General features: G+C 40.8%; 17 protein-coding genes and 6 pseudogenes. 8 read left to right on the top strand and 15 right to left on the bottom strand.

Annotated elements, in window-relative coordinates; all coding sequences use genetic code 11:
* Positions 1–96 precede the first annotated feature (96 nt).
* Complete coding sequence (locus NDM98_RS20305) at positions 97–1,017, top strand: helix-turn-helix domain-containing protein (protein WP_251611354.1); 921 nt, start codon at positions 97–99, stop codon at positions 1,015–1,017.
* On the opposite strand, the gene NDM98_RS20300 is transcribed toward NDM98_RS20305, so the two are convergent.
* The gene (locus NDM98_RS20300) at positions 1,008–1,187 is read right to left on the bottom strand and encodes a hypothetical protein (RefSeq protein WP_251611353.1); all 180 of its coding nucleotides are present in this window, start codon (positions 1,185–1,187) and stop codon (positions 1,008–1,010) included. The genes NDM98_RS20305 and NDM98_RS20300 overlap by 10 nt on opposite strands.
* A 56-nt stretch (positions 1,188–1,243) precedes the next feature.
* Between NDM98_RS20300 and NDM98_RS20295 the strand changes: the two are divergent.
* Positions 1,244–2,205 (top strand): annotated as a pseudogene (locus NDM98_RS20295) (arsenic resistance protein).
* Here NDM98_RS20295 and NDM98_RS20290 read toward each other — a convergent pair.
* The 7 genes and pseudogenes from NDM98_RS20290 to NDM98_RS20260 all read right to left on the bottom strand — a co-directional run bounded on the left by NDM98_RS20290 (position 2,189) and on the right by NDM98_RS20260 (position 12,352).
* Positions 2,189–2,524, bottom strand: coding sequence for an ASCH domain-containing protein (locus tag NDM98_RS20290; protein WP_251611352.1), 336 nt, complete (start codon positions 2,522–2,524; stop codon positions 2,189–2,191). The pseudogene NDM98_RS20295 and the gene NDM98_RS20290 sit on opposite strands and share 17 nt — an antisense overlap.
* Positions 2,525–2,600: 76 nt before the next feature.
* Positions 2,601–3,020, bottom strand: a complete 420-nt coding sequence (locus NDM98_RS20285; protein ID WP_251611351.1) for a PaaI family thioesterase — start codon at positions 3,018–3,020, stop codon at positions 2,601–2,603.
* Between the two features lie 21 nt (positions 3,021–3,041).
* A pseudogene (locus NDM98_RS20280) lies at positions 3,042–4,722 on the bottom strand (long-chain-fatty-acid--CoA ligase).
* A 35-nt stretch (positions 4,723–4,757) separates the two neighbouring features.
* Positions 4,758–6,530 carry an acyl-CoA dehydrogenase FadE gene (locus NDM98_RS20275; RefSeq protein WP_251611350.1) on the bottom strand — a complete coding sequence of 591 codons (1,773 nt, stop codon included), beginning with the start codon at positions 6,528–6,530 and terminating at the stop codon, positions 4,758–4,760.
* Between the two features lie 33 nt (positions 6,531–6,563).
* Complete coding sequence (locus NDM98_RS20270) at positions 6,564–7,745, bottom strand: acetyl-CoA C-acyltransferase (protein ID WP_251611349.1); 1,182 nt, start codon at positions 7,743–7,745, stop codon at positions 6,564–6,566.
* A gap of 18 nt (positions 7,746–7,763) precedes the next feature.
* Positions 7,764–10,158 (bottom strand): annotated as a pseudogene (locus NDM98_RS20265) (3-hydroxyacyl-CoA dehydrogenase/enoyl-CoA hydratase family protein).
* A gap of 16 nt (positions 10,159–10,174) precedes the next feature.
* Positions 10,175–12,352 (bottom strand): annotated as a pseudogene (locus NDM98_RS20260) ((Fe-S)-binding protein).
* A 192-nt stretch (positions 12,353–12,544) separates the two neighbouring features.
* Between NDM98_RS20260 and fadR the strand changes: the two are divergent.
* The 3 genes and pseudogenes from fadR to NDM98_RS20245 all read left to right on the top strand — a co-directional run bounded on the left by fadR (position 12,545) and on the right by NDM98_RS20245 (position 14,942).
* Positions 12,545–13,134: pseudogene (fadR, locus tag NDM98_RS20255) on the top strand (fatty acid metabolism transcriptional regulator FadR).
* Between the two features lie 28 nt (positions 13,135–13,162).
* Positions 13,163–13,934, top strand: a pseudogene (locus NDM98_RS20250) (electron transfer flavoprotein subunit beta/FixA family protein).
* A 21-nt stretch (positions 13,935–13,955) separates the two neighbouring features.
* Positions 13,956–14,942: an electron transfer flavoprotein subunit alpha/FixB family protein gene (locus NDM98_RS20245; protein ID WP_251611348.1), complete on the top strand. Its 987-nt coding sequence runs from the start codon at positions 13,956–13,958 to the stop codon at positions 14,940–14,942.
* A gap of 137 nt (positions 14,943–15,079) precedes the next feature.
* On the opposite strand, the gene NDM98_RS20240 is transcribed toward NDM98_RS20245, so the two are convergent.
* Positions 15,080–15,625 (bottom strand): cysteine hydrolase family protein, encoded by a 546-nt coding sequence (locus NDM98_RS20240; protein ID WP_251611347.1) that lies wholly within the window; start codon positions 15,623–15,625, stop codon positions 15,080–15,082.
* A gap of 159 nt (positions 15,626–15,784) precedes the next feature.
* On the opposite strand from NDM98_RS20240, the gene NDM98_RS20235 reads away from it, so the two are divergent.
* Positions 15,785–16,207 (top strand): Lrp/AsnC family transcriptional regulator, encoded by a 423-nt coding sequence (locus NDM98_RS20235; RefSeq protein WP_251611346.1) that lies wholly within the window; start codon positions 15,785–15,787, stop codon positions 16,205–16,207.
* Here NDM98_RS20235 and NDM98_RS20230 read toward each other — a convergent pair.
* From NDM98_RS20230 to NDM98_RS20210, 5 genes are read right to left on the bottom strand one after another with little or no spacing between them, the layout of a single operon-like run.
* Complete coding sequence (locus tag NDM98_RS20230) at positions 16,182–16,703, bottom strand: GNAT family N-acetyltransferase (RefSeq protein WP_251611345.1); 522 nt, start codon at positions 16,701–16,703, stop codon at positions 16,182–16,184. The genes NDM98_RS20235 and NDM98_RS20230 overlap by 26 nt on opposite strands.
* A 2-nt stretch (positions 16,704–16,705) precedes the next feature.
* Positions 16,706–17,326, bottom strand: coding sequence for a hypothetical protein (locus NDM98_RS20225; protein ID WP_251611344.1), 621 nt, complete (start codon positions 17,324–17,326; stop codon positions 16,706–16,708).
* Complete coding sequence (locus NDM98_RS20220) at positions 17,323–17,964, bottom strand: hypothetical protein (RefSeq protein ID WP_251611343.1); 642 nt, start codon at positions 17,962–17,964, stop codon at positions 17,323–17,325. Before NDM98_RS20220 ends, NDM98_RS20225 begins: the two co-directional genes overlap by 4 nt.
* Before the next feature lie 28 nt (positions 17,965–17,992).
* On the bottom strand, positions 17,993–18,727 hold the full coding sequence (locus NDM98_RS20215; RefSeq protein ID WP_251611342.1) for a class I SAM-dependent methyltransferase: 735 nt from the start codon (positions 18,725–18,727) through the stop codon (positions 17,993–17,995).
* Entirely contained in the window at positions 18,714–19,208 is a 495-nt protein-coding gene (locus NDM98_RS20210; RefSeq protein ID WP_251611403.1) for a GNAT family N-acetyltransferase, read from the bottom strand. Before NDM98_RS20210 ends, NDM98_RS20215 begins: the two co-directional genes overlap by 14 nt.
* Before the next feature lie 89 nt (positions 19,209–19,297).
* Between NDM98_RS20210 and NDM98_RS20205 the strand changes: the two genes are divergently transcribed.
* Positions 19,298–19,609: a DNA-binding protein gene (locus tag NDM98_RS20205; protein ID WP_251611341.1), complete on the top strand. Its 312-nt coding sequence runs from the start codon at positions 19,298–19,300 to the stop codon at positions 19,607–19,609.
* A gap of 163 nt (positions 19,610–19,772) precedes the next feature.
* Positions 19,773–20,006, top strand: a complete 234-nt coding sequence (locus NDM98_RS20200) for a hypothetical protein (protein WP_251611340.1) — start codon at positions 19,773–19,775, stop codon at positions 20,004–20,006.
* A 128-nt stretch (positions 20,007–20,134) separates the two neighbouring features.
* On the opposite strand, the gene NDM98_RS20195 is transcribed toward NDM98_RS20200, so the two are convergent.
* Positions 20,135–20,683: a TetR/AcrR family transcriptional regulator gene (locus NDM98_RS20195; protein WP_251611339.1), complete on the bottom strand. Its 549-nt coding sequence runs from the start codon at positions 20,681–20,683 to the stop codon at positions 20,135–20,137.
* Positions 20,684–20,744 lie beyond the last annotated feature (61 nt).

Raw genomic sequence — 20,744 nt, 5'->3', positions numbered from 1 at the left:
TTTTCCATGTTGTCGGTAGCTCAATTTACACAATAGGTGGACTTTTTCACATTAATTTTATACGATTTGAAAATAAACTATTTCGGAGGTTAGGTAATGAGGAATGACTATTTAGCGATTCAAGCCACTCAGCCCGTTCAATTTGTTTCTTGTGGTCGAGTCGAAACGTCTACTCCATTTCTTCACCCTACTAGAACTCTTGATAGCTATGTTTTACTGATCGGCATTGAGGGTTGCTTACAAATCTCACAAGAAAATCTAACCTATGATTTAGCGCCAGGTACAACCTTATTGTTAAAAAAAGGCATACAGCATCATGGGGTCAGTCATTCAAATTCACGGCTATCTTATTATTGGTTTCATTTTTATCTTGATGACAAACGGGCTAGCTATCAGACAAACGATCAGATGGCTGATGAGATGGTCACCATTATCCAAGAACCCACTAGCCAATCGTTTAGCTCTACTATTTACATTCCAACATTCTCAGAACCCATTAAAATTGAACGCTTAACAATTCTCTTTAATCAGTTATTAGATATTTCTCAAGCAGGAGCACATTCTTATTTGGCTGCTAGCTATATCATGACCTCTTTACTTATTGAACTTTCCAATCAAACATTAGACTCATATAAACATGAACAGCAGAAGCTCTCACCTGCTCATGATCTTTCTCATATGATCGAATGGATTCGAGTACATACGGATCAGGCTAAGTCTGTTCAACAAATTTCCGAACACTTTAACTATAACCCTAACTATCTTTCAAGGCAGTTTAAGTCACAAATTGGAATGTCACTTCAAAAATACATAACTCTAGTAAAAGTCACAAAAGCCAAGGACCTTCTCTCACGAACAAGAAAAAGTATTCGTGATATTTCTTTATCGATTGGCATTGAAGATGAAAAATACTTCATGAGAGTATTTAAAAAATCCGAGGGCATCACACCATCGGAATTCAGAAAAGCGTTTTATCGTATTCGTTTAACAGAATTAGATCAAAATAACTACCCATAACAGTAGCCAAGCACCACCATAAAAGCGATAATAAGCACAAACGTCAAGATTCGTGTGAGGCAGCTTCCTTCCGTTAGGCTTTGCCAACGACCAACTCTCGCTCGATCAATTGTTTCACCGAATGTCTCTTTTGTTTTATGATGTCTTTCATGACCATCTATTTTTCTCAAAGAGTAACTCACCCACCTTTCATATTAAAGAATTTCTTTCGTAAGGACTGTTTACATTGGATACTCTCGAAAAACAACAAACCCTCATTATCCTTGCAGCGGTACTAATTGGGCTTGGGCTTGGTCAAATTCCGCTCATTTCAACTTATTCAGAATCACTGATCATTCCTTTTTTACTGGTTATGTTATATGGCCTCTTCTTAACGATCCCTCTTGATCAGTTAAAAAATTCATTCACTCATGTTCGATTCTTAGGAACAAGTACTATTATTAATTTTATTTGGACTCCATTACTTGCCTGGGGTCTAGGTGCGGCGTTTCTTTCAGATCATCCAGCCTTATGGATTGCATTCATTATGTTAATGGTAACTCCTTGCACCGATTGGTATTTGGTCTTCACCTCCATTGCTCGGGGGAATGTACCTCTCGCCGCGTCTGTCCTTCCAATTAACCTCATCCTTCAAGTGCTGTTACTACCGGTGTATTTGTTAATTTTTGCTGTACTGTAGAGACCATTGCCCTTTCTACCATTCTTGAAAGTGTGTTACTTGTCTTTCTTTTCCCTTTTACCCTCGCACAGCTTACGAGGGTTGTATTTAGAAAAAACCAGGAGCTTTTGCAGAAAAGAGTGATTCCGTTTTTTGCATCTGCACAACTCATTTTTTTATGCTTAGCTATTATTTCGATGTTCGCCTCTCAAGGAAGCTATCTTTGGTCTAATTTGGAAATCATCTATGTCTTACTTATACCTATCCTCTTTTATTTCATAATAAACTTCGGATTGGGACAACTTTTATGTAAATGGTTAAACATGTCGTACGAGGATTCTGTTAGCTTACACTTCACTATTATTGCCCGTAACTCGCCTGTTGCCCTAGCCATTGCCATAACAGCATTCCCAGACAAGCCAATTATCGCGCTAGCCTTGGTCTTTGGCCCGCTTATAGAATTACCTGTATTGGCGATAGTTGCACAAGTGTTGCTTCGGATTAAACCGAAGATTAAAGGGCAGTCGTGATTCTAATAGCCACGGCTCCCCATTTTTCTTCCTCACTCTTTGTATAGAATTTGTACGTAGCTGCAAGCATCTCGTGCATCGTCCAATTCTCACAATCCATTTCAACAAAAGGAATGGTCTGATAAAGGTCTAGGAATGAATCGTATGGTAAAAGCTCCACAACTGTTGTTATGATTGTTTCTTTTTGATAAACAAATGTAAGTATGTCATTTGGTTGAATGCTTCTCATTTTTTGATCGTTTAAGCGAACTTCTATTGTTTTACGTCCACTTTTAATTGAATAAAAAGGAACGTCGTATAGCTCAAGTGTATGCTGCATGTCTTCTCTCCTTTTTATCCTTTATACCACAAAAAAAGCCCACTCGCGCTTACGAGTTGAGCTGGCAGATGTATAATTAGCTCCTCCTGAAGGTTGCTGTAGCGAAGGCGCAAAGCTCTCCTGCTTCATTTACTAATGTTCCCTCTGTCGTCATCATCGAGTTTGATTCATGAATGATCTTGGCCTGCACCCTTACCTTTTCTTCTTTGGTTGGGGCTAAATAATGAATATTGAGGTTTGTCGTAACCATTTTGTCTTCGGGATTTGATGCCATTGCTAAGATTCCCATCGCACTATCTAACATGGTGGCGTGAACGCCACCGTGCAAAATTCCAATGAGGTTGAGATGATGCGACTTCACATCAAGCTCAACGGTCACCTGTCGCTCCTCTAATTCGATCATTTCACAGCCAACATGACCCCAAAAAGTCCTCTCTGCGAGCTCAGTTGCTTTCTCTATAAAAACATCTCTTTGGGTTGATGATGTGTTTGCCATGGTTCTCCACTCCTTTTTGTGTCACGCGTTTTTATGTTTGGCTAGCTCTTCTTCAACAACTTTACGGCGTAGTGTTTTGCCGATTAATGTTTTTGGTAAGGCTTCGCGCACTTCGTAACTGCGAGGTACTTTGAAGGCTGCAAGTCTATCTCGGCAAAAACGATCGATTTCGGTTTCATCTAGTTTCTCACCTTCTTTTAACACTAGAAAAGCTTTAACCGTCTCGCCTCTATACTCGTCTGGAATTCCAGCTACGACAGCATCCATCACGGCTTGGATGCTCAAATAGAACTTCTTCTACCTCTCTTGGGTAAATGTTAAATCCACCTGCAATAATAATGTCCTTTTTTCGATCCATGATATAAAAATAACCCTCTTCATCAACCTGTGCCATGTCTCCGGTATAAAACCAACCATCCTTTAAGGTCCGTGTTGTTTCCTCCTTGGCATTCCAATATCCTTTCATAACCTGAGGACCTCTGATGATTAGTTCACCGACTTCCCCAACATCCAACTCATCTCCCGTTTCAGATTGAACAATCTTTGCTTCTGTATCAGGAAACGGAATGCCGATTGAGCCAAGCTTTCTTTTTCCCCAAATGTTATTGGCATGTGTAACAGGTGATGTCTCTGTCAGACCGTATCCTTCTGTTAACTTGCCTCCTGTAACGGCTTCAAACTTCTCCTGTACCTCACCAGGTAATGGCGCGGCACCACTGATACAGATATTAATAGAGGATAAATCGTATTGGCGAATATTCGGATGATGAAGCAAGGCAATATACATGGTTGGTGCGCCCGGAAAAACCGTTGGCTTCATTTTATCAATGACCTTTAATGTGGCCTCCGCATCAAACTTCGGCAGCAGAATGATCATGCCAGCTTGAAGCATCGCTAGGTTCATTAGTACCGTCATGCCAAAGACATGAAAAAAAGGAAGAGCTGCTAGATACCGTTCCTTGCCTTCTTCGGTCTGGTAGGACCATGCTTTGGTTTGATGGGTGTTTGCGATTAAATTATAGTGCGTCAACATCACTCCCTTTGAAACACCAGTAGTCCCACCTGTATATTGAAGAAGAGCCAGGTCATTCTCTGAATCAACTTCTACCATTACAGGGGTGCTAGGAGCATTAGCCAAGCGTTGTTTAAAGGAATGCTGTGTGGCTGAATAATCTACCTTTGTGGATAATCCATCCTTCTTTAGTGTAAGCGGATACAAAATATTTTTTGGAAATGGTAAATAATCCTTAACCGAGGTGAAAATCGTGTGCCTTACATTCGTTTGATCAAGGACCTTATTTACCCGTTTTGATAAAATATCTAATGTGATGAGCAGAATGGAGCCAGAATCATTCAGCTGATGTTTCAGTTCTCTTTCGGTATAAAGTGGATTTGTCTGCACAACAATTGCGCCGGTGAGTAATGCACCATAATAGGCAATAACCGCTTGTGGGCAATTGGGTAGCATAATTGCTACCCGATCACCCTTTTTTACACCAAGATCCTGTAAGCTGTTTGCCAAACGATAGGTTGCATCTAACAGCTGCTTAAAGGTCATTTTTTTTCCGAGAAAAAACAAGGCATCGTGCTCTGGATATTTTTCGGCACTATCAATTAGAAAACGTGCCAAATGCTGTTTTGGGTATTCGTAGGTTGGTTGAACTTCTTGTGGATAATGGGTTAACCAGACGTTGTCCTGCATTATCAACACCCCTTTTTTGGTGTTTCGTACAATGATTACACAACATATTTACTTGAATACGCGACTTTTTCAGCGATTTGGCGTTTTCTTGATGTGAGGTTAATTGGTGTTCTCCGCCCAAGCTTTTTAAGCACAGATAGCTGAGTACGCAGTGAGTCCCCTGATTCCATCGACGCAAGCGATTCCTTAGCTAATTGTTCAATCGTATCAAAGGCTTCATGAACGGCGATCTCAGTCATAGCAATCGCATTGGCTGCTTTATCTTCACCCTTTTGATCAATTAATTGTTTCGTTCTGGCGTATGCGCTTTCAACAGCATACACTTGAATCATCATATCAGCTAGATGACTAAGGATTTCCTGTTCCTTTTCTAATTCAAGCTGATACTTCTGTACAGCCTGACCGCCAACCATAAGAAACATCTTTTTCGCCATCTCAATTAGATGAGCTTCTTGTTCAAGTGTTCCTTCAAACGTTCTGCCGGGTACCATTGATAGCAACTCAGATTGAAGGGCTTGCGCTTTTTCCATTAGTGGTAATTGCCCTTTCATCGCTCGTTTGATTAATGTGCCTGGGATTAATAAGCGGTTGATCTCATTTGTTCCTTCAAAAATACGATTAATCCGTGAATCACGGTAAATACGCTCAACCTTGTATTCTTGAATATAACCGTATCCTCCATGAATTTGAACTCCTTCATCTGCAATTGAATCAAGCGTTTCAGAACTAAATACCTTATTAATCGAACACTCTAGTGCATATTCTGCAATGGCCTTGGCTGATACAACTCCTGCATCTGGTTTGCTAAAATCAATATCCTTCATTGCCTCATCCATCAGACCCGCTGTTCGATAGACGATACTTTCAAGCAGATACGTTTTAATATTCATCTCCGCCAACTTTTTACCTACTAGAGGAAAAGATGAAATCGGACGACCAAATTGAGTCCGCTCATTTGCATAATCAGCTGATAGCTCAATGGTTTCTTTTGCTGCGCCAACACTTCCTGCAGCCAGTTTGAACCGACCAATATTCAGGATATTAAACGCAATTAAATGACCTTTGCCCTCCTCCCATAATAGATTTTCAACAGGCACTTTGACATCTTCTAGAATCAACGGGCATGTAGATGAGCCCTTAATCCCCATTTTCTTTTCTTCTGGTCCAATGCTTACACCGTCCATCGTTCGTTCCACGATAAATGTACTGAACTTTTCTCCATCTACCTTTGCATAGACGATAAATAGATCCGCAAATGCAGCATTGGTAATAAACTGTTTTGTTCCAGATAACGAGTAATAGGTTTTGTCCTCTGATAAAACGGCGTTTGCTTTTGCTCCTTGAGCATCGGAACCAGAAGATGGCTCTGTTAAACAATAGGCAGCAATTCTTCGACCAGAGGCAAGATCAGGAAGATAACGCTTCTTTTGCTCCTCTGTGCCAAAATAAACGATTGGAAGTGTACCAATGCCTACGTGTGCACCTACTGATAAGGCAAAGGAGGACGCTTTGGCTAAGCGTTCGTTAATCAATGTAGAGCTCACTTTATCAAGCTCTAACCCATCATACATTTCCGGTACATCAGCCCCTAGTAAGCCCAGGTCACCAGCCTTACGTATTAAATCAACTGTTAGCTCATAATCTAGTTTTTCTAGCTGCTCATCATGAGGCGTAACTTCACCTTCTACAAAATCCCTTGTGGTATCAGCGATCATACGCTGCTCATCGGTTAGATGATCCGGTGTGACAACCGATGCATAATCAACTTCCTCAATAATAAAACTTCCACCAGTCACTGATTTTAACATTCTAAACAGCCTCCCAAAGTTTTATAACGTTCGTTACGCGTGAACCTCAAGCACACCAGCGGCTCCCATTCCACCACCGATACACATCGACACCACTCCGTATCCACCACCACGACGTTTTAATTCATGAATAAGCGTTGCTGTTAACTTTGCTCCCGTACATCCCAGTGGATGACCAAGTGCAATTCCTCCACCGTTTACATTCACTTTATCTTCATCGATTTCTAATTCCCGAATAATCTGCAGACACTGAGAAGCAAACGCCTCATTGATCTCAAAAAGATCAACATCATTTTGACCAATACCTGCCATCTCTAATGCTTTAGGGATCGCCTTAATGGGTCCAACTCCCATTATCTCTGGTTCAACTCCTGCGACAGCAAATGACTTAAATGTTGCAAGAGGGGTTAACCCTAATTCTTCCGCTTTCTCCTTACTCATCACCACACAGGCTGCTGCGCCATCACTCATTTGTGATGAATTTCCTGCCGTAACCGATCCATTTCGCTTAAAAGCAGGTTTTAATTTCGATAAAATATCACCTGTTGTATCTCCGCGAATTCCTTCATCCTGATCAAATACATACGTCTCTTCCAAGCGTTTGCCTTCTTCTGTTACACCACTCTTTGAAGTATGAACAGGCACAATTTCGTCTTTAAACAATCCTTTGTGTGCCGCTTCATAGGCTTTTTGATGACTTCTGGCAGCGAATGCGTCTTGGTCCTCACGCGACACATCAAACTGACTTGCCACTTCCTCTGCTGTAAAACCCATGCCCATATAAGCTTCTGGCATTTCTTCGGCAATTTGTGGGTGAGGAGAAAATTTGAAGCCGGTCATTGGTACATGACTCATACTCTCTACTCCACCAGCTATCACAACATCTGCGTGCCCAAGCATCACTCGCTCAGCTGCAAAGGCAATGGATTGAAGACCAGACGAACAGAAACGATTAATGGTTAGTGCTGGTGTCGTCACAGGAAAACCTGCATACAACGATATAATTCGAGCCACATTTAAGCCTTGCTCTCCCTCAGGCATTGCGCAGCCTAAGATGACATCCTCCACGTCTTCCTTTTTCAATCCAGGAGCACGTTCCATCACAGCTTCAAGAACGGCTTTGCCTAGATCCTCCACCCTCGTTTCGGCCAAACTGCCTTTTTTTGCTCTGCCTGACGCTGTCCTTGCTGTTGATACAATCACTGCTTCTCTCAAGTGGTTTCACCTCTCCTCTTAATTACGTAATGGTTTTCCTTTACTGAGCATATGCTGCATGCGCTGCTGGGTTTTTGGCTCCCCGCACAAGCTGAGAAATGCTTCCCGTTCCAAATCAAGCATGTATTGTTCACTAACCAAGGTTCCTGATGGGACATCTCCACCAGCTAATACATGGGCTAGCTTTCCGGCAATTAAGACATCGTGATCACTCGCAAATCCCGCCATCTGCATCTGCCTCGCTCCAAGCTTCATAATCGCTTTTCCTTCTCGTCCAGTTACGCGGATGTTCTCCCTAGCTGTAGACAGATAATTTGGAGCTAGTTTTAATGCTGCTTGTTTCGCTTCATAAATGAGATGCCCTTCGTTCATAACTAATCGATCTGATTTCTGCATATAGCCTAACTTCTTAGCATGTGTTGCACTTGTTGACACCTTTGCTGTGGCAATCGTTTCAAATACACGATTGACTTCAGTCTGCACGTCACGATCTGCTGGGGCAGACTCTGGACTTACACGCAGCATGTATTCCTTACAACCACCACCTGCAGGAATTAAACCAACGCCTACCTCAACTAATCCATAGTAAGTCTCAGCAGAAGCAACAACCTGATCAGCAGGAAGGCAAACTTCTACCCCTCCACCAAGTGCCATTCGATGCGGTGCCGCAATGACCGGTTTTTCAAAATGTTTAAGGTCATACATGGTGTTTTGGAACATGCGAATGATTTGATCTACTTCATCCCATTCCTCGTCCTGAGCCTCCATCAACAGAATCATGATATTTGCACCCACGCAGAAGTTTCGCCCTTGGTTAGCAATGACTAGCCCCTCAAAATTGTTCCGCACTTCCTCCGTGGACTGCTGAATCATTGTTAAGATATCTGCTCCGATTGCATTGTTTGGCGAATGGAACTCAAGGCAGGCAATACCATCACCTAGATCAATGAGGCTTGCACCACTGTTAGAGAGCACAACCTTGTTTTGCTCTTTTAAAGAAGACAGGCTAATTTCTTCTGTTGCTCGTTCCGATTCATGCAACGATCCATCCGCATAGTAGAAAGTCGTTCCTTCTATTTGTCTATAAAATGTTTGATTGCCTTCTTCTATCCAAGCTTTCACCCAGTTAGGTACTGTAAGCCCCTCTGATTCCATCCGTTTGACGGAACGTTCCAGTCCAATCGCATCCCACGTTTCAAATGGACCAAGCTCCCAGTTAAAACCCCACTTCATTGCTTCATCTATTTCCACAATTGAGTCGGCAATCTCTCCTACCTTTTCTGCTGAATAAATCAGCATATGCTTTAACACATTCCAGGCTAGTTCTGAATATTTATCGCCGCCAGAAAGTAGTGCTTTGAGTTTCTTCGGTGTTCCTTTTGCGAGCTTTGCCGCTTCAAGTGATGCGTCTTTTGGTCTTGTGGATAACTCGTAATCATATGTCCTAAGATTTAAGGAGAAAATTTGTTTTCCTTGATCGGTTTTCACTTTTTTATAAAAGCCCTGACCTGCCTTTTCGCCAATCCAGCCTTTTGAAACAATATCCTCAAGTAACTGCGGCACCTTAAAAATGTGCTTTTCCGAAGTGTCCGTTAGTTTTTCGTGAACATTATTGGAGACAAAATAAAAAGTATCAATTCCGACCAGATCTAAAGTGCGAAAGGTTGCACTTTTAGGCCTGCCCATCGCTTGGACCGGTGACCGCGTCTACCTCCTCAATCGTATAACCACCTTTAATCATCTCGTTTAATGTCACAAGCATGCCGTGTGTCCCAATGCGATTTGCAATAAAATTTGGTGTATCTTTGGCGCGCACTACCTTTTTGCCTAAATCTCGTTCGCAGAACTGTTTCATTTGCTCAAGTATTTCCTGATTGGTATGTTGACCTGGGATAATCTCCAGCAGCTTCATGTATCGTGGTGGATTAAAAAAGTGGGTGCCTAGAAAGTGTTCTTGAAACTCCTGACTACAGTTAGCAGACATTTCATTTATCGAGATCCCAGAAGTATTAGAACTTACGATGATGCCTTTCTCCCATACCTGCTCTAGCTTTTGATAGAGCTGTTGCTTGATTGACAGATTCTCAACAACCACCTCAATGACCCAATCAACTTCCTTAATTCGAGCCAGATCATCTTCAATATTTCCAGGTGTAATGAGGGAAGCCAACTGTGGATCAAAAAAAGGAGCCGGATTCACCTTTTTCAACTTTTTAATAGCAGAGGTTGCTAACCGGTTTCGATATAATGGGTGATTCACTTCTATTCCCTTTGCTCTCTCCTCTTCTGTTCGTTCTTTTGGCACGATATCCAAAAGTAACGTTGGAATTCCCGCATTAGCAAGATGTGCGGCAATACTCGCTCCCATTACTCCAGATCCGATGACCGCTGCTCGTTTAATCGTTTTTCCCATACGAGATAACCTCCTATTAATGAATAGCCGAGTCTTCTTTTGCATCACCAAACACCGCAAGATCTAGAATCTCGGCAATATCCTTGGTTTTTACTTCTTCCGCTTCTGTTGATTTTGTGCCATCTGCTAGCATGGTAAGACAGAATGGACACGCGCTGCTGATAACAGTTGGGTTCACTGCCAGCGCCTGCTCTGTGCGAGCTATGTTGACTCTCTTGCCTGCGGTTTCTTCCATCCACATCATTCCACCTCCAAGCTCCACAGCACATTCCGTTTTCTCGACTTCGCTCCATTTCAATGACATCCACCCCTTGAATTGCTCGAAGAATATCCCTAGGCTTGGTCATAGATGTTGTTGTATCTTCCGAGATAACAGGAATCATGATAGGTAATTCGTTCTTTTAGTTCATATTGCGGAACTAATCTTTTTGCTTTTATTAATTGATCAAGTAACTCTGTGTGATGCAAAACTTCTACACCATCCAAACCAAAGTCTGGATACTCATTTTTGAATGTGTTGTAGGTATGTGGACAAGCTGTGACTATCTTTTTCACGTTATACTTTTCAAAGATTGATATATTCTCCGCACAAAGCTCTTGAAAAAGCAGCTCATTTCCCATACGTCTTGGCGTATCGCCAGAGTTCTTTTCTTCATTTCCAAGGATCGCAAAATTAACTCCAGCTTTATTCATTAGCCTTGTAAGTGCCTGCGAAACCTTGATGCTACGGTTATCGTAAGACCCCATCGAACCAACAAAATAGAGAATCTCAAAGTCCGGATTTTCTTTAACCGTTGGCACATAGTGCACATCCTGCTCCTCTGTCCAATCTGCCCGACTGTTTCGGTTAATTCCCCATGGATTACTTTGTCGTTCGATATTTTGCATCGCCCGCTGTCCATCAGTTGGCACACTACCTTCCATCAAAACAAGATGGCGCCTAAGGTCTATAATTTTATCCACATGTTCATTTCCAACGGGACATTGATCCTCACAATTTCTACACGTTGTACAAGCCCATATTTCGTCCTCGGTCATCACATCACCAATGAGATTGAGATCTCCAACATCCTTGCCATCCTGCGACCACATTTGCTTTTGCATCTGTAGAGTTGGCTCAATATTGGTGATTGCACCTTGACTCCAATCATAAGCCGCTGCACGCGGTTCCCCTGTTTGCACACTATGAGTCGTTGACTGTGGAAACGCAAAAGCAGGTGTCCATGGTGTTTTTGACGTAACTGCTCCTTTTTCTGTTAAATGATCACGTAGCTTAACGATTAAATGCATCGGAGACAGGAGCTTTCCAGTATTCGAAGCCGGACATACATCCGTACAACGTCCACATTCTACACAGGCATAATAATCGAGCATTTGTTTCTGAGTGAAATCTTCAATTTTGCCAACTCCAAATGACTCAGCTTCCTCATCCTCAAGATCAAGCTTTTGTAACCTTCCAACCGGGCCTGTGCGACCAAGTAGGATATTAATTGGAGCAACAATGAGATGAAAATGCTTTGACTGCGGGACATAAATCAAAAAGGTTAACAGAATCAATAGGTGTACCCACCAAAAAAAATAGAACCCAATGGCGCCAACAGTTGTGCCCATCCCCTGAATAGGAGCAGCAATCGCTGATGAGAGTGGCGCGTACCAAGATGCCTGCATGTCGTGAAACACTCGTTCAAATCCAAGTGTTCCCAAAACAGAAAGCATCAGAGATAGAATGAGGAAGATCACAATACTCGGTTTCCAAGCCTTTCTTTAGACGAGGTAGCTTCTCCCCATATCTCCTGTAAGCTGCATAACCTACTGATAGAAAAATGAGAAACACAGTTACTTCTTGCGTCAAAACAAACACATCGTAGCCGGGTATTGGTAACCCCTCACTCCCAAACCCTTTTACGATAATATCAAGGGCGCCAAACTGAAGAATGATAAATCCATAAAAGACAACGATGTGCATGATACCACTTTTTGGATCCTTCATTAGTTTGGTTTGACCAAACACCTGCACAAAAAAAGTCTTAAAGCGTTTGCCTAAATTCTTTTCTAATTTTACTGGCTGCCCCAATTTCACATTCAGATAGCGGCTATACATGACCATTGCGAATATATACAAGCTGAAACCGCTTACAATAAGAAATGCTAAAAATTGAGTCCACTGCAACACCACGTGAATCAGTCCTTTCATGGAGATATAAAATGCTCCATCTTAGATTCCACGAACTTCACCTTATCACCAAGATATTACCTCCTATTCACAAAAAGACTACAAAAATCGCGTTCTGTTTCGTTGACATCGACCTTAAATTCGAATAAGATGATAAAAAATGAATGACTATTCATTCATTGATTAGTTGAATCTTAACATCGAGGTGTAACCATGACAAGTAGAAAAAAAGAAAAATATCACCAAATCCTTGACGCAGCTGTAAAAGTTTTTGCGGAGAATGGCTATCACAAGTCACAAGTTTCCAAGATTGCAAAGGTTGCTGTGTAGCCGACGGGACGATTTATCTTTATTTTAAAAATAAGGATGACATCTTAATCTCCTTGTTTCGCGAAAAGCTTGGCGAACTCGTTGAGAAATTTCATACGAGCCTAGAGCATATAACTAATGCAGAAGAAGCCATTCGAGAGATTTGCCGTATTCATTATACCGAACTCGAAGCCAACATTGACTTTGCATATGTGACTCAAATTGAACTAAGACAAAGCAATATGGACATGCGGGTTGCCATTGGGCAAGTGGTAAAACCATATATTCAGCTGCTAGAAAACGTGATTAATCAAGGAATTGAAGCGGGGATGTTCCGAGCAGATCTCGACGTCAAACTGACTCGCCTCCTGCTGTTTGGTGCAATGGATGAGGTGGTAACAACCTGGCTAATCTCAGGTCAAAAGTATTCTCTATCAAAACAAGTCGATAAAACGGTTGAGTTTTTTCTCAGAGGATTACAGGCAAACGAGTAAGACCCTAATCCAGGAAGGAGAATGTTAAATGAATATCATTGTACTGTTAAAGCAGACGTTTGATACAGAGGAGAAAATTACAATTGAAAATGGCACTATCTCAGAAGATGGTGTCCAGTTTGTTGTCAATCCATATGACGAATACGCCGTTGAAGAAGCCATTCAACTTAAGGACCAAACAAATGGAAGCGTTTACGTAGTTTCAGTGGGACCCGACAGAAGTGCAGAGGCTCTGCGAACAGCACTTGCTATGGGTGCTGATGAAGCGGTATTAATCAACGACGAGCGCATTGGAACAGATGAAAGTAGTATTTCCAAAGTGCTAGCAGCCTATCTAAAGACACAATCCTATGATTTGATTTTAGGCGGATACTTCTCGGTTGATAATGGCGCTTGGTCAAGTTGGTATTCGTCTTGCCCACCTTTTAGACATTCCACATGTAGGCTCGATTACTGAGCTAACAATTGAATCTGGAAAAGCACTAACGAAACGTGACGCAGAAGGAGATACCGAAGAGATTGAGGTCAGCCTTCCTGGTTTATTCACTGCTCAACAAGGGCTAAATGAACCCCGTTACCCAAGCTTACCGGGCATTATGAAAGCAAAGAAAAAACCATTTACCACTCTAACACTTGATGATCTCAACGTATCAGATGATGAACTTTCACCTAAAACCTCACGTATAGAGCTATCGTTACCCGAGAAGAGGCAGGCAGGACAGAAGCTTACAGGTGAACCCGGAGAACAAGTAAAAGAACTGGTATCACAGTTAAGAAGCAAATCTAATATTTTTAACTAGAAAATGGAGGAGGTAATCAATATGACAACAAGCATACTGGTAGTTGCCGAGCATCGAGATGGAAGTATCAAACAGGTTACGTACGAAGCCATTGAAGCAGCCAGACAGTCGTCATTAGATGAAACACCTATTCATTTAGCCTTAATTGGGCATGAGCTACATGATATAACCGAGCAATTGAGCTCAAGCGGCGTAACGACTATTTATTCAGTGGATCATGAAGACTGCAAACACTACAACCCTGAGATTTATGCAAAAGTATTAACACAGATTATTGAGCAATCCGGAGCTGAAGGCATTATTTTTGGCCATACCACCATCGGCCGTGATCTCTCCCCTATCATTTCAGCAAACCTTGATGCCGGACAAATATCAGATGTCACGGCGATTGAGCAAACAGCAGACCAGGTGCTGTACACGCGACCCATTTACGCCGGAAAAGCCTTTGAACAAAAGACATTTCGCAGCACACCATGGGTTCTTACCATTAGACCAAACAATATTCCAGCAGCAGAAACATCAGAGAATACCGCTACACACGTGGAAATCGAATACAAGCAACCAGATTCGTTGCGAACCGTAATTAAAAACGTCGTTCAGAAATCAACCGGAAAAATCGACCTCGCCGAAGCCAAAGTTGTCATCGCCGGTGGTCGCGGAGTAAAAAGTTCAGATGGCTTCAAACCACTAGAAGAGCTTGCTCAAGTTTTGGGCGGAGCAGTTGGTGCCTCCCGAGGCGCTTGTGATGCCGAATACTGTGATTACGCTTTGCAAATTGGTCAAACGGGAAAAGTTGTCACACCAGAGATTTACATTGCGTGCGGAATCAGCGGTGCCATTCAGCATGTAGCTGGAATGAGCCAATCCCGATTAATCATCGCCATTAACAAAGATCCCGAAGCACCTATCTTTAAGCTTGCTGACTATGGAATCGTAGGCGATTTATTTGAAGTAGTGCCCCTTTTGACAGAGGAATTTAAAAGTGTATTGTCCTCGTCGAAAGTTTAAAGTAGCGTAGCCCCCTTGGGAGAGGGGGTTTTTTGTTGATCTCGTTTGGAGGTTGCGGATGTATTTCTTCTCTACCCTATGTAACAGGTCTTCTTCCCGATGTATTTCCTCTCTTTCCGATGTACTCCACTCTTTCTTCAATTCTCGCCTAACCATTCCTCCGTCGTCCTCACTTCCGCAAATTCCTCATGTAATGTAGCAAGCGACACTTGATGAATGGTTTTGGCATCATACGTTATTCCATTTTGGTCCGTTAACTCAAAAGCTGCTGTGGCATCTGATATTAAAGTTGTTTTAAAGCCGAGATTCGCGCTCATTCTTGTGGTAGTCGAGACACAGTGTGGAGTGGTTAATCCTACGATGACCACCTCATCGACCTTATTTTCGTGTAAAATCTTCTCTAAATCCGTTCCGATAAACGCACTATTTACTTGTTTCTGAATAACCACTTCATCTTTAAGTGGTTTCATATAATCCTTGAATTTCACACACTCATCCTCGATATAAAAATGAGATTTAGGATTCGTTGAAGTATGCTGGACAAAAATAATCATTTGGTTTTGCGTACGACACTTCTCCACAAGTCTTAAGATATTTTCTTCAGCCTGCAGATTATTTCTTTCTCCCCAAGCTCCGTGTTCAAAGGCCTTCTGAACATCAATAACAATCAGTGCTTTGTTCATGATTACCCCACCCTACCTTCAATCAATTTTTCACTTCTACATTAGTATAAAGAGACCTCCGTCTATATTTAATAAGAAATCATAGCTTGTTCTTCTAAAATACTTTAAAATTCTTGTAAATAACGAATCATTGCTTTCAATTTTAAGGAGGGGTTTTAAATGGATGAAATCGATACATTCATTCTACGTTTTTTACAGGAGGACGGGCGTCTTTCAATTACAGAACTAGCAAAAAAAATAGGCCTATCCAATCCAGCCACAAATGAACGAGTCAAAAAGCTAGAGGATAAGCAGATTATTACGGGGTACAGAGCGGTGATTAATGCAGAAAAAGTAGGCAGACCTATCACCGCACATATTCTTTACAATACAACGAGGTGTAAACCTTTTGTGCAATTTTGTAGAGACCAACCCGATATTGTAGAGTGTTCACGACTTGCCGGACAATTTGATTACCTAATTAAAGTAGTGACGACTTCCGTTGGAGCTTTAGAGACAATTATTGATGCGTCTATGGAGTACGGGAAGCCGTCATCACTTATTAATTTATCAACACCTATTTCTCACAAACCTCTTTTCTAAAATGAACAAATGGCCATTCTTCACCTGAAGCATTGCGATAGGTTTCGCTAGTAACACCTACTTTTTCAAAGCCATTGTTCATTAATACTTTTTGAGATGAGAGATGATTGGTGGTCGTTTTGGCTTCAATCACACGCACTTGTGGAAGATTGGTTAATTCTTTGAATAAAAGCTTAATTGCCTGTGTAGCAGCACCTTGCCCAACAAATCTTTTTCCAATCCGATAGCCAAGCGATCCAACCCCTTGTTCATTCAGATCAACAAGATTAATGCGGCCAACGATTTCTGCCTGGTCATTCTTTAGTAAATAGAAGTACGACCCGTTCTCTTCCTGCTCTTGTAATAATGTGCGGTGATTTCTTCTGAATTCGCGATAAACATAATAATCATCTCCACGACCAGGAATCATTTCTTCAAAATAAGTACGGTTTTCTAGTTCAAATTGATAGAGTGACTCTTCATCTTCTGCTTTCAGTTTTGTAATAGTTAGATTCATACTCATCCTTCTTTCAATTCAAAAGTAGCAACGACATCGTTCAAAAATGTATCAAGAATTTCTCCAGGAGCATCTTCTGCGATATTAAAGTTAATGGAATAAATAAATCCATCTACTTCGGTAACAAACCAGTACACGTTGTACCCATCAAACAGGACCTTCTTTGCCGTTGTAAAAATCCCTGTATCTACTGTGTCATCTAGCATTAAGTCACTAACGGCATACGCGAATTTGTCCTCATAACCCATATATCCATCTGGTTCTTGATTGTTTATTTGATTTTCACTAAAAGACTCGTCTTCTATTCTCGCAGAACGAATTTCTAGTTTTGGGATTGGCATTTCAATCTCTGTATCGTATCTCCCATAAAAGGTAAAACGATATCCATAATAGCTACCATATCTATCATTTAAAAAGAAATGGTCTGTTTTGGGTGCATGATAGGAATATCCAATCTCAGGATAATACTCATCATGATGTTTTGGTGGTTCATATGTATAGATAGATGGAATTTTAACATCCGTGAATTCTTCAAAAAACCGATCACGATTATTCGTTACTGATTGAATACTTTCCAACATTTGGTCAAGCAACTGATCTTTTTGACCTTCTGGAATCGTCATCTCTGCAGAAATATAATCGTTTTGTTCCCTACAGCTAATTGAAATTTATGATATCCTTTTTCCGCAATAGTCTCTACCATAAATGAAAAGATTCCCAAGTCTTCTTCCTCGTCTGTTACGACTACAGGTTCTGATTCAGCCAATTCTATCAGTTGATCTTTGAACTCTTCTAATCCATATTCTTTATTCTGTTTAATTTCTTCTTTTATATTATGTTCGATCTCTGCCTGTTCCTTTTCCGAGCGGGCTGATTCAAAATCATAATACTCAGGTGAACTCAACAGACCCATTTCAATAGCATTTGCTCCTGAGATCGAAAACGTTGCAACCTCTTTTTCTATATCACCTAACTCTGATTTTAATTGGAACGTATAATTCTCTAAATCAGGTTTATATAAAAATTTCATATTGTAATAGTTTGCATGTTCGTGATCGCTAAATAATTCAAAATCTTCATCCACGATCACTTGATAAGGCTGGGGAGAATTTGTATGCTCAATCGGTTCATATTGGTATACAATTCCACTTCCATTATAAATATTATCTTGTTCCGTAGTTTCTAGTTGCTCGGTGTTAGCAGTTGTACACCCACTGAGCATAACTAAAAAGAGAACACCACACGTTGCATTACATTTCATAAACACACACCCAATACTAAAATTATGTCTACGCCTTACGAACCAACACCATCAAAAACATCGGCCTTCTCAGCTCATCTCTCATTTCCACCGATTCCTTAAGTGCTTCTTCAGTTGGTTTTGGTTCCTCCACTGCCTGAATGATAAAACCAGCACTAATCAATTCATTTATATATGTTGAGATGGTTCGGTGATATTTTACGACATCGTTGGTTAAAAAACTTGTCTCTCTTCTATCTTCTTCTTGATAAGAATCGATTGGCCAATGTAGAATCTCTTCTTTTTCATTCACATACCAGTCTTGTTCCGGACGCGATGTAAAGATTGGATGTTCAACGGAAAATAAAAAGGTTCCACCTTCCGCCAACAGATCATACACATTATGGACCACTTCACGATAATCCTTCACATAATGCAGAGCCAATGAACTTATCACAACATCAAATGAACTCTGTGGAAAAGTAACTTCCTCTATGGACTTATTCAGAAATGATATGTTTTTTGACCCGTGTAATTCCTGCGCTTTCTCCAGCATTTTTTTTGATAAATCTACGCCGATTACTGAAGCTGCTCCATTTGACTCAGCATACCCGCAGTGCCAGCCATAGCCACAGCCCAAATCTAAAACTCGTTTGTCCTTCAGGTTCGGCATTAATTCCTTTAACACATGCCACTCCCAAGCTGCCTTCAATCCATGAATAGAACGAGACATCTGTGCGTACGCGTTAAAAAAATCTAGTTCATCATATTTATTTTGTTTCATTGCCACCAAGCTCCTTAACTAGCTCAATCTCATCAAATAATGGAATCCCATGGTACCCGATCAATGGGATTTCTGGCTTTTGTTTTCTTGCTTCTGTCACTGCATCTTTTATAATTCGTGAAAGGCGATACTCTCGCTTCTGATAAAAACTCAACGCTCTCATATTATCATTTGTTGTAACTAACTTGATAATCGAGCAACCTTGGTTTCGTGCTCTATTCTCCACAGCATGAAGAAGTGCTGAGCCTATGCCTTTTCCCTCCATCACACTATCTAAAGAAATCATTTCACATGTCTCTTGCCTTATTACATATGTAATTAAACCATTTATATCGCCTGATCGGTCTCGAGTGAGAAAACCATCTAGTTCACTGCAGGTAAAGATTCCACTTGATATAACCATCTCATCTGAACCCCAATGTGTTTTGAAAAAATCTTTAACTTCATGTCTTTCTAGCTCATGTATCTCAACAATATCCAATTCTCCACCCAACCCCTTTCCACATCCATTCTACCTTAATATGGGTATACATGGTATGATTAACAAAAATAAATGGTTAGGGGAATGACATGATGCATGAATTTTTTTGGCTAGCAGTTGGAATGGTTGGGGCTGCTTATTTTATAGGAGATGGATTAAAAAATTTTAACAATCCAAACGCTAAATCTCTTCTCAGTCGTTTTACAGAGGATGATGAGTGGGGACCACCGAAGCTAATAAAAGAAAATCAAGTTCACGATTACATAGGTATTTCAAAAGAAGATGCAAAGGCTCTTGTGAAAGACTATCCTTCTGTTCCTCATATTAAAGTTAATGGACAAGTGTACTTCCCTGTAAAGAAGCTTAAAGCTTGGGCTGATGGGCTTTCTAACGAACAATAAGTTATAAAACCTTTTCCACTGCGGAAAAGGTTTTATGACTTATTGTTATAGACCTATATATAACAACTTACTCTTACTTCTTATTACATGTTTTATTTTTTCTTTAAACGGTAATGGCAATAAATATAGAATAAAGAATTAGATTAACAGGGAGGTTTTTATTTTGAGTAAGGTAAATGAACTCGAAGTAGGAGTAAACTATAAAGCGGCAGAGATCGATCAATTTATTTCTAAATCAGATGCTGTTATTCTATCTTCCAATGAGAATCAACTGTTCGCTAATCCTGAGAGACAGTTTAGAATTGTACAAGCATTTGAAGGTTATTTTGAGCACTCCGCAGAAGATGGAGAAAAATATTATCGCACTAAAAATGCGTATGTCATTGATAAAGTTTAGACGTGGACACTATTAAGCCCTTAACACACTGTGTTGAGGGCTTTTATCATGATCTTTTAAGATGTGTTTCTAGCATCGATAACATCAAATGATCCACAATATTCTCGATATACTTACGATCGAAAGGTTTACGCATTAAATACATACGATAGATGATTAAAGCTTGGTCCAATATCGACTAGCAAATCTAATTCATCTGGTTCAAGCGCGTGATCTTCCTTTAGAAATGGTTCTAGAACCGTTAAAATAGCAGCTCGAAGCTTTTGGTAAAAGTTATTATGAAGCCCTTGCTCTAGCTCCTTATTATGCGGCAGTGCTGAACCAATTGCTGTCATTGCCTGCTGGTGGACTTCGTGTTCTTCCCGGAAACAAAAACAAAGCAAATCAATTAACTGCTCCCGTATATTTTTATCAAAATCTATTCTATCCATAAACGACTCAAACGGACTAGTAGATGAGACTGCATCAATGACGAGCTCTTCTTTTGACGACCATCTACGATAAATCGTTGCTTTTCCTACCTTTGCTTGATGAGCAATGGCCTCAATTGTAAGTGAGTCAAAGCCTACTTCTGCCAGGAGCTCTAGGGTTTTGTCTATGATGACCTGATTACGAGTTAGATCCATTGGTCTTCCCCGTTTGTTCTCTTCATCATGGTGATGAACGCTATCATTCAATGTTGATTCCCCCTTTTGAGCATGAACTTACCAAATCCATCATACCATTTTTTTATTGTAA

Origin of the sequence: Alkalicoccobacillus plakortidis, from assembly GCF_023703085.1 — a bacterium.
Taxonomy (GTDB): domain Bacteria; phylum Bacillota; class Bacilli; order Bacillales; family Bacillaceae_D; genus Alkalicoccobacillus; species Alkalicoccobacillus plakortidis.
This window is presented reverse-complemented; position numbering and strand designations above follow the sequence as displayed.